Annotated in this window: 1 rRNA gene; it reads left to right on the plus strand. The window is 54.0% G+C overall.

Going from position 1 to position 2,983, the window contains the following annotated elements:
• Window positions 1-49 precede the first annotated feature (49 nt).
• Window positions 50-2,957: ribosomal RNA gene (locus H7K52_RS18785) — 23S ribosomal RNA — on the plus strand.
• The last annotated feature ends 26 nt before the right edge of the window (window positions 2,958-2,983 follow it).

Raw genomic sequence — 2,983 nt, forward strand, 5'->3', positions numbered from 1 at the left:
TCTCAAATGCTTGCAGCTCGCAGCGTTGTAAAACGCCTGTGGGTTGTGAGGTTAAGCGACTAAGCGTACACGGTGGATGCCCAGGCAGTCAGAGGCGATGAAGGACGTGCTAATCTGCGTAAAGCGACGGTAAGGTGATATGAACCGCTACAGCCGTCGATGTCCGAATGGGGAAACCCGGTGCACTCTGTGCATCATTGCAGCATGAATACATAGTGCTGCAAGGCGAACCGGGGGAACTGAAACATCTAAGTACCCCGAGGAAAAGAAATCAACCGAGATTCCCCCAGTAGCGGCGAGCGAACGGGGAGCAGCCCAGAGCCTGAATCAGCATGTGTGTTAGTGGAAGCGTCTGGAAAGTCGCAGGGTACAGGGTGATACTCCCGTACACAAAAGCACACGTGCTGTGAGCTCGATGAGTAAGGCGGGACACGTGGTATCCTGTCTGAATATGGGGGGACCATCCTCCAAGGCTAAATACTCCTGACTGACCGATAGTGAACCAGTACCGTGAGGGAAAGGCGAAAAGAACCCCGGCGAGGGGAGTGAAACAGAACCTGAAACCGTGTACGTACAAGCAGTGGGAGCCTTCTTTATGGGGGTGACTGCGTACCTTTTGTATAATGGGTCAGCGACTTATATTCTGTAGCAAGGTTAACCGTATAGGGGAGCCGCAGGGAAACCGAGTCTTAACTGGGCGTTAAGTTGCAGGGTATAGACCCGAAACCCGGTGATCTAGCCATGGGCAGGTTGAAGGTTGGGTAACACTAACTGGAGGACCGAACCGACTAATGTTGAAAAATTAGCGGATGACCTGTGGCTGGGGGTGAAAGGCCAATCAAACCGGGAGATAGCTGGTTCTCCCCGAAAGCTATTTAGGTAGCGCCTCGTGAACTCATCCTCGGGGGTAGAGCACTGTTTCGGCTAGGGGGCCATCCCGGCTTACCAACCCGATGCAAACTGCGAATACCGAGGAATGTTATCACGGGAGACACACGGCGGGTGCTAACGTCCGTCGTGAAGAGGGAAACAACCCAGACCGCCAGCTAAGGTCCCAAAGTCATGGTTAAGTGGGAAACGATGTGGGAAGGCACAGACAGCCAGGATGTTGGCTTAGAAGCAGCCATCATTTAAAGAAAGCGTAATAGCTCACTGGTCGAGTCGGCCTGCGCGGAAGATGTAACGGGGCTAAACCATGCACCGAAGCTGCGGCAGCGACACTATGTGTTGTTGGGTAGGGGAGCGTTCTGTAAGCCGTCGAAGGTGTGCTGTGAGGCATGCTGGAGGTATCAGAAGTGCGAATGCTGACATAAGTAACGATAAAGCGGGTGAAAAGCCCGCTCGCCGGAAGACCAAGGGTTCCTGTTCAACGTTAATCGGAGCAGGGTGAGTCGACCCCTAAGGCGAGGCCGAAAGGCGTAGTCGATGGGAAACAGGTTAATATTCCTGTACTCGGTGTTACTGCGAAGGGGGGACGGAGAAGGCTATATCAGCCGGGCGACGGTTGTCCCGGTTTAAGCGTGTAGGCGGAGGGTCCAGGTAAATCCGGTCCCTTATCAACGCTGAGGCGTGACGACGAGGCACTACGGTGCTGAAGTGATAAATGCCCAGCTTCCAGGAAAAGCCTCTAAGCATCAGGTAACACAGAATCGTACCCCAAACCGACACAGGTGGTCAGGTAGAGAATACCAAGGCGCTTGAGAGAACTCGGGTGAAGGAACTAGGCAAAATGGTGCCGTAACTTCGGGAGAAGGCACGCTGGCGCGTAGGTGGAGGGACTTGCTCCCCGAGCCGAAGCCAGTCGAAGATACCAGCTGGCTGCAACTGTTTATTAAAAACACAGCACTGTGCAAACACGAAAGTGGACGTATACGGTGTGACGCCTGCCCGGTGCCGGAAGGTTAATTGATGGGGTTATCCGCAAGGAGAAGCTCTTGATCGAAGCCCCGGTAAACGGCGGCCGTAACTATAACGGTCCTAAGGTAGCGAAATTCCTTGTCGGGTAAGTTCCGACCTGCACGAATGGCGTAATGATGGCCAGGCTGTCTCCACCCGAGACTCAGTGAAATTGAACTCGCTGTGAAGATGCAGTGTACCCGCGGCAAGACGGAAAGACCCCGTGAACCTTTACTACAGCTTGACACTGAACATTGAGCCTTGATGTGTAGGATAGGTGGGAGGCTTTGAAGCGCGGACGCCAGTTCGCGTGGAGCCAACCTTGAAATACCACCCTTTAATGTTTGATGTTCTAACGTAGGCCCGTGATCCGGGCTGCGGACAGTGTCTGGTGGGTAGTTTGACTGGGGCGGTCTCCTCCTAAAGAGTAACGGAGGAGCACGAAGGTCAGCTAATCACGGTCGGACATCGTGAGGTTAGTGCAATGGCATAAGCTGGCTTGACTGCGAGAGTGACGGCTCGAGCAGGTGCGAAAGCAGGTCATAGTGATCCGGTGGTTCTGAATGGAAGGGCCATCGCTCAACGGATAAAAGGTACTCCGGGGATAACAGGCTGATACCGCCCAAGAGTTCATATCGACGGCGGTGTTTGGCACCTCGATGTCGGCTCATCACATCCTGGGGCTGAAGTAGGTCCCAAGGGTACGGCTGTTCGCCGTTTAAAGTGGTACGCGAGCTGGGTTTAGAACGTCGTGAGACAGTTCGGTCCCTATCTGCCGTGGGCGCTGGAGAATTGAGGGGGGTTGCTCCTAGTACGAGAGGACCGGAGTGAACGCACCACTGGTGTTCGGGTTGTCATGCCAATGGCATTGCCCGGTAGCTAAGTGCGGAAAAGATAAGTGCTGAAAGCATCTAAGCACGAAACTTGCCCCGAGATGAGTTCTCCCTGACTCCTTGAGAGTCCTGAAGGGACGTTGAAGACTACGACGTTGATAGGCCGGGTGTGTAAGCGCAGCGATGCGTTGAGCTAACCGGTACTAATGACCCGTGAGGCTTAACCTTACAACGCCAGAGGCGTTTTTGAGAGA

The organism is Pantoea hericii, from assembly GCF_014155795.1.
Classification (GTDB): domain Bacteria; phylum Pseudomonadota; class Gammaproteobacteria; order Enterobacterales; family Enterobacteriaceae; genus Pantoea; species Pantoea eucalypti.